This window comes from Symbiopectobacterium sp., assembly GCF_051710365.1.
Lineage (GTDB): Bacteria > Pseudomonadota > Gammaproteobacteria > Enterobacterales > Enterobacteriaceae > Symbiopectobacterium.
This window is the reverse complement of sequence record NZ_JBPETA010000210.1, coordinates 1-5089: the sequence shown is the minus strand read 5'-3', so window position 1 is coordinate 5089 and position 5089 is coordinate 1. Positions and strand designations below refer to the sequence as shown.

9 protein-coding genes and 1 pseudogene are annotated in these 5089 nt (G+C 46.8%); 4 read left to right on the top strand and 6 right to left on the bottom strand.

Annotated elements, in window-relative coordinates; genetic code table 11:
* Positions 1–162 (bottom strand): annotated as a pseudogene (locus ACTBDZ_RS15020) (IS256 family transposase); the annotation flags it as partial.
* 80 nt (positions 163–242) lie between these two features.
* Here ACTBDZ_RS15020 and ACTBDZ_RS15015 point away from each other — a divergent pair.
* The gene (locus tag ACTBDZ_RS15015) at positions 243–338 is read left to right on the top strand and encodes a hypothetical protein (protein ID WP_438815912.1); all 96 of its coding nucleotides are present in this window, start codon (positions 243–245) and stop codon (positions 336–338) included.
* 269 nt (positions 339–607) lie between these two features.
* Here the strand turns inward: ACTBDZ_RS15015 and ACTBDZ_RS15010 are convergent, their stop codons facing one another.
* The 5 genes from ACTBDZ_RS15010 to ACTBDZ_RS14990 form a co-directional block, all read right to left on the bottom strand.
* Positions 608–1351 carry an ATP-binding protein gene (locus ACTBDZ_RS15010; protein WP_438815911.1) on the bottom strand — a complete coding sequence of 248 codons (744 nt, stop codon included), beginning with the start codon at positions 1349–1351 and terminating at the stop codon, positions 608–610.
* The gene (locus tag ACTBDZ_RS15005) at positions 1348–2154 is read right to left on the bottom strand and encodes a replication protein (protein WP_438815910.1); all 807 of its coding nucleotides are present in this window, start codon (positions 2152–2154) and stop codon (positions 1348–1350) included. Before ACTBDZ_RS15005 ends, ACTBDZ_RS15010 begins: the two co-directional genes overlap by 4 nt.
* Complete coding sequence (locus ACTBDZ_RS15000) at positions 2141–2305, bottom strand: hypothetical protein (RefSeq protein ID WP_438815909.1); 165 nt, start codon at positions 2303–2305, stop codon at positions 2141–2143. The genes ACTBDZ_RS15005 and ACTBDZ_RS15000 overlap by 14 nt, the downstream gene beginning before the upstream one ends.
* Before the next feature lie 57 nt (positions 2306–2362).
* A complete protein-coding gene (locus tag ACTBDZ_RS14995; protein ID WP_438815908.1) occupies positions 2363–2617 on the bottom strand; it encodes a CII family transcriptional regulator in 255 nt (84 codons plus the stop codon).
* 197 nt (positions 2618–2814) lie between these two features.
* Positions 2815–3051, bottom strand: a complete 237-nt coding sequence (locus ACTBDZ_RS14990; RefSeq protein WP_438815907.1) for a transcriptional regulator — start codon at positions 3049–3051, stop codon at positions 2815–2817.
* 101 nt (positions 3052–3152) lie between these two features.
* Here ACTBDZ_RS14990 and ACTBDZ_RS14985 point away from each other — a divergent pair, with 101 nt between their 5' ends.
* The 3 genes from ACTBDZ_RS14985 (at position 3153) to ACTBDZ_RS14975 (ending at position 4970) form a co-directional block, all read left to right on the top strand.
* Complete coding sequence (locus tag ACTBDZ_RS14985; protein ID WP_438815906.1) at positions 3153–3566, top strand: helix-turn-helix domain-containing protein; 414 nt, start codon at positions 3153–3155, stop codon at positions 3564–3566.
* 596 nt (positions 3567–4162) lie between these two features.
* A complete protein-coding gene (locus ACTBDZ_RS14980; protein WP_438815905.1) occupies positions 4163–4534 on the top strand; it encodes an antitermination protein in 372 nt (123 codons plus the stop codon).
* A gap of 52 nt (positions 4535–4586) precedes the next feature.
* Positions 4587–4970 carry a hypothetical protein gene (locus tag ACTBDZ_RS14975; RefSeq protein WP_438815904.1) on the top strand — a complete coding sequence of 128 codons (384 nt, stop codon included), beginning with the start codon at positions 4587–4589 and terminating at the stop codon, positions 4968–4970.
* Positions 4971–5089: the final 119 nt, after the last annotated feature.

The window sequence follows — 5089 nt, the reverse complement described above, 5'->3', positions numbered from 1 at the left end:
GGCTGATTTTTATCGTAGCCCCAGATGGTGGAACATTTCGGCGTTGAGAGCCGCCTCAACGCTGATTTTCTTCATCAGGCGATCGAACTGGCTGAGATCTTCAGGGGTTTTGAGATTTTTGGCCAGTGCATTAGCCAGAGCCTGCAACTGTTTTTCGTCCATAAAGTAACCTGCTTTTGATGTTGGATTGAACATATCAAAATCAGGCAATTACACAAATTTATGTACAGGCTCACGGCTACATGCTGCCAACGGTTGCCATCGGGATAGCGGCAGCCTCATTTGCTCATATATGCATGCTTGTAATTCAGCTTTATAACTTTGCGCATGAATCCTGAACATACCAATCAAGCAAGCTTTGCATGTGCCGTCAGCTCGGCAACCGGGGATTTCGTCGCTCATAGTCATCTATCCAGTGCAAGTCGTATTCAAAACGCCAAAGGTTTGCGCTGAAATGCTCTTCGCTAAGGTATTCACCATTTGGCCCAATTACCGTATCAATGCCGTTTATATTCTGAATCGGATACCATGTGTTTCTTTCCATCCAGTTTGCCGGACATCCGATACAGGGGGGATGAGTCAAGAACCATTACCCGCCGATATAACATCACTCCTCCTGTTTATTCGGTCCCGAACGGACATTTTTCCGATAGCTGGGCCAGTCGAAATTAACCCATATTCCGCCGTCCATTCGCATCCTGTCCATGATTCTCTCAGTCAGTAACGCGGTGATCTTTTCGGCGTCGAGATTTGTTAACATGCCAACCGGTTTCTTTGCAGACAGGCGGCGGTCGACAATCTGGAACAAGACAATTTCCTCTCTCTGGTTGCCGCGTTGTACGCCGATATCGTCCAGAATCAGCAGGTCAACGTTGCACAGGTCGTTCATCAGGTCAGCCTCTGACAACTTCGCGCCGTCCTGATACGTCTCACGAAAACGCATCATCAGGTCGGGCACGGTAACAACCAGCACCGATTTGTTTTTCGATAGCAGGTGATTACCGATTGCCGCCGCCAGATGGTTTTTGCCAGTGCCACAGCCGCCGCTGAATATGAACCCACCGAACCGACTACCGAACTCGCTGGCGTACCGTTTGGCCTTGTCCAGTGCGTTACGCTGCGCTGGCAGGTCGGCGTTGTAGTTCTGGAATGTGCAGGTGCGGTGAAGTTCCTGAATGCCAGAGCGACCGAGGATTTTTTGCAGGCGGTTAACGCGGTTCAATTCAGCAATGCGCTCCGAATCCTTCCGGCCTTGTTCCTGTTGCCACGCTTGCCACTCTTCCGGTGTCGTGAACTTTGGCTTGATACCTGCCGGCATGGCTGCCTGTAGGCGTCGAATTAAATCGCTCATCCAGTGAAGCCCTCCGGTATGTGGTTCATGGTTCGGCTAGGTCTGGTTACTCCGACCTTGTTTGGTTGCTTAGGCTCAAACAGCCCCTGCCAGCCATTGCCAATGCTGCGGTTGATTATCTCGCCCGGCGAATATCCCATTTCACGGCAGCGTGACAGGGTGTTAATCGACTGCGTGACGGTTTGCTTAGACTTGATAGCCTTCTTGATTTCTTTCCGGTACTGAACCCATGACTGCCACTCATTGGCAGGTAGCCATTCAGGGAGTTCAGCGGTTAGCGGATCGAATGCCGTTGGTGGTGATATTTTCGGTTTGGGGACTATAGGGGTAATACTGTCTTTCTTGTCTTTTGTAATAGTGTCTTTTGTGTTTGACCGTTTCGGTAAATCACTTTTTACCGATTCAGGAAAGGTTTTCTTTACCGATTCGGTAAATGTTTTACTGAATCCGTTAAACTTGGTTTTCCACTCGGAAACGACCTTGTTCATTCCTACCTGACGCCCTTGCTGTACAAGGACTCCCATCCTGATTAACTCGTTTTTTGCTGTAGAGCATTTTGTTGCCGCCATCCCTGTAAGCTCTGCAAACTGCTCATTGCTGATCCAGTCCATTTTTTTGTTGTAACCGTATGTCTTGCGCCATACAGCCATAACAATCAGCAATTGGTTTTGCGTCAGGCCGGAAAGCATCACTGACTCCAACAATTCGTTAGCAGTCCGCGTATAGCCATCTTCGAGTTCCGCCACGCGATGCTCCGTAACCTCTTCTGAGGTGTGAACAAGTTTTAGGTTAGGTACAGCCATCTTTCTTCACCCCTGCTTTAAGCAGTCTGAAAACACCGATAAGCTGCTCAGCGAACAACTTGTTATTTACGGCAGCAACAACTAATCCGTCAGGTGAATCGGGATGCGCCATTTCCTCTTCCTGCTTGAAATTCCGGCTGTTTCGTGCCATAATTCCTTCTTAAATCAATTTATTGTTGCAGTTTTAAGCCGGAAAAGTGTTCTCCCACTAACCGGCTTTTTCTTTGGTCAGATACCCCGCCAGCCGCTTGGCTAACTCAGCCATTTCATCATCGGCAATGCCGTAGTTCAGCACGGCTAACATCATGCTGACCTGTCGAAACAGACCGTTCTTCCAGCGACTGACCTGGTACTCCGGTACGTTCATGGCGGCGGCAAAGGCTTTCTGTCCCATCAGGGCTAACTTGTTGAGTAATGCCGACTCGATGTGAGCGGCTTTCTTGCTTTGTGTTGCAGGGTTCATGTGTGATACTTTCCTTGTTGAAAAAAATAGGTTATCGGATGCACGTGTAGAAACACGGCACCTGTGTTTTGGTAATAAACAGACGTGACGAAGCCGTGAGCCAGTCACAGTGAGTTGTACTGTGGGATGTTGAGTTCGCCACGTTGTCGGTGGCTTCCGTAGGACGAGTGTCCGTTGTGAAGAGCGGGTACTGCGGGTTAGGCTGCCGGTTCCCTGTGAGCAGGAAGCGCATCCATCGGGTTCGGGTAAATATCTGGACGCAATTCGTGAGGTGTTACCTGCCACTCCAATGCCTTACATAAATTGATCACCTTTTTAGGCGGAACTCCATTTTTAAACCACAGGCTTATAGCTTGTAGTTCATGACCTAGCTGGTGAGCAATTTCGGTTTGGCTCGCGATTTCATATATGCGTTTTTTTGTTTGTTCATCCATAAAGAGTTCCTCGACTTAGAAAACCAATTCTACAAGAAAAAATTAAATATACAAGATATTATTTAAGAGAAAGTAGCAAGGAATCCTTGTAAGATAATCTTATGAAAGATGAAGAAATTAGATACTCAGCGTTCAGAATAGCTCAGGTACTAAAAAAAAATGGCTGGAGTCAATCAGAGCTAGCAAGACAACTGGGAGTGAGTCCGCAAGCAGTGCAGCAATGGGTGAAAGGCGTTAGTTCGCCTCGTGGGCGCAGTCTAAAAAAATTATCTGAGATCACTGGATTACCTAATCACTGGTTTTTTATGAGTGAAGAGGAGGTTTTTCCCTTAGAAAATAAGTCCATCGATTACCCATTAGACCTAACTGAACAACATAAGATTTTGATTGATTTGTTCGAAAAACTACCAGAAAGTGATAAAAAACAATTAATTCAATCTCTTCAAGAAAAACAACAACATTACGACAAGCTTCTTGAAGAACTTGCTAAGGCACGAGGTAAGAAAGTAGTTTAATAAGCACACTAATTGCGATATATCACAAATTCAATATATGCCTGTTTTTTCTTGATAACATTTTTAGCGTTTGCATATGCACGAAGCCCCCCTTTTACCTCAGCCACAAACTCCTTATCTCTTTGTATTCAATAAATAACCCCCACTTAACTAAGTCTAAACAAAAATAGGCTATATCTTTACCTCTCACATTTGGTTACCATCACTCCAAGCAAGCCTGAAAGAAAAATTTTAAATACACTTGTCTATTTAAATATTTTCTTGTAATATTCCATTCATCACTCCACCAGACAGCCGCAAGCCAGACGGTGGGCCACCAACCCGCAACGGCAATACCCCGGCAGGCAAGACCTCGAGTTACCCGCCGATTGCCTGAGCGTAAGTAGCCAGCCCGAGGCGAACGAACATGACGGCGGTTGCGGCAGATTCCAGATACATGCTCCTTCAAAACGAGCCTCGCGCTCTACGGAAGGCACCGACAACGTGCCGAACCTTTGCCCAGATGTTTTTGGGGTGTGGTGGGCTGAATGAAAATTATAGCCAACACCAGGACTATACCCGTTCACCACACCCCAAAACCATCTGTTGGAGGGAATATGGCTACTATCATTTACCGTAAATCCGTTAATCCTGTTAGCAAAACCAACGCCGCTATTCGCCGTCATGCCAGACGCAAGGCAGAAGCCATCCGTCGTGAACTGGTGACATCCCGTATCGATAAGGTATTGGGGCAGAAGCCAGTAAAACGCGAGGCGCTTAACCGCATTGAATTGGCTTTCAAGCGCAAACGTGCACCGCTGATTAATTTCAACTTACTCGCTAAGTTCAGAGAGCAAATTAACCGTTTCGCCGAAAAGTACGACAGGGTTAAGCGTCTTAACCATCGCATCTGGTACAGCAAGCCGAAAACGGACTATGGCATTACCGCCAGAGCAAAGCAGACTCATACACCGTGGCACGATAATTGAATTAACGCCACCGAACGGTGGTTTTTTTACGCCTGAATCCAAGGGGTTTAGAATGAAAAAGTTCGAACTCACCGCCGAAGTGAAGGAGTTTTTCGGCATCAAATTGTTTCGCGTTAAAGCGCTTGTCGCCTTCGGTAATGTTCATGTTGGCGAATTAGGCGGCTGGGTAGAAAAAGAATCGAATCTGGCTCAGGACGGCGATGCGCGGGCGTCCGGCGATGATGACTGGATCACTATTTCACCCATCGGCTCAGAAAATGGAGCGCTAACCGCATTCAGGCAGAAAGACGAAAGCATCATTGTTCGGAGAGGATGTTTCTCAGGGACGATTGAAGAATTTGAAGCCGCCGTAAATAACCACCACGGTGATAACAGGAGTGGTGAAATTTATCGTCATGTAATTTCGTTGCTGAAATTACGGTTTACCCTGTCATAAAGTGTATTAGTCGCGACTTGATCTGACACTGGACCTTGCAAGGTTGAGAGTTACCGGTTTTGATATGGGTGTCCAATCCTTATACAAAACACGAGGTAACTCTCATGATTCATACTAAC

What these genes read in the sequence shown, in the direction of transcription:
- ACTBDZ_RS15015 (WP_438815912.1), top strand. Translation starts at nt 243, where the DNA reads ATGCTGCCAACGGTTGCCATCGGGATAGCGGCAGCCTCATTTGCTCAT.
- ACTBDZ_RS15010 (WP_438815911.1), bottom strand. Translation starts at nt 1,351, where the DNA reads ATGAGCGATTTAATTCGACGCCTACAGGCAGCCATGCCGGCAGGTATC.
- ACTBDZ_RS15005 (WP_438815910.1), bottom strand. Translation starts at nt 2,154, where the DNA reads ATGGCTGTACCTAACCTAAAACTTGTTCACACCTCAGAAGAGGTTACG.
- ACTBDZ_RS15000 (WP_438815909.1), bottom strand. Translation starts at nt 2,305, where the DNA reads ATGGCACGAAACAGCCGGAATTTCAAGCAGGAAGAGGAAATGGCGCAT.
- ACTBDZ_RS14995 (WP_438815908.1), bottom strand. Translation starts at nt 2,617, where the DNA reads ATGAACCCTGCAACACAAAGCAAGAAAGCCGCTCACATCGAGTCGGCA.
- ACTBDZ_RS14990 (WP_438815907.1), bottom strand. Translation starts at nt 3,051, where the DNA reads ATGGATGAACAAACAAAAAAACGCATATATGAAATCGCGAGCCAAACC.
- ACTBDZ_RS14985 (WP_438815906.1), top strand. Translation starts at nt 3,153, where the DNA reads ATGAAAGATGAAGAAATTAGATACTCAGCGTTCAGAATAGCTCAGGTA.
- ACTBDZ_RS14980 (WP_438815905.1), top strand. Translation starts at nt 4,163, where the DNA reads ATGGCTACTATCATTTACCGTAAATCCGTTAATCCTGTTAGCAAAACC.
- ACTBDZ_RS14975 (WP_438815904.1), top strand. Translation starts at nt 4,587, where the DNA reads ATGAAAAAGTTCGAACTCACCGCCGAAGTGAAGGAGTTTTTCGGCATC.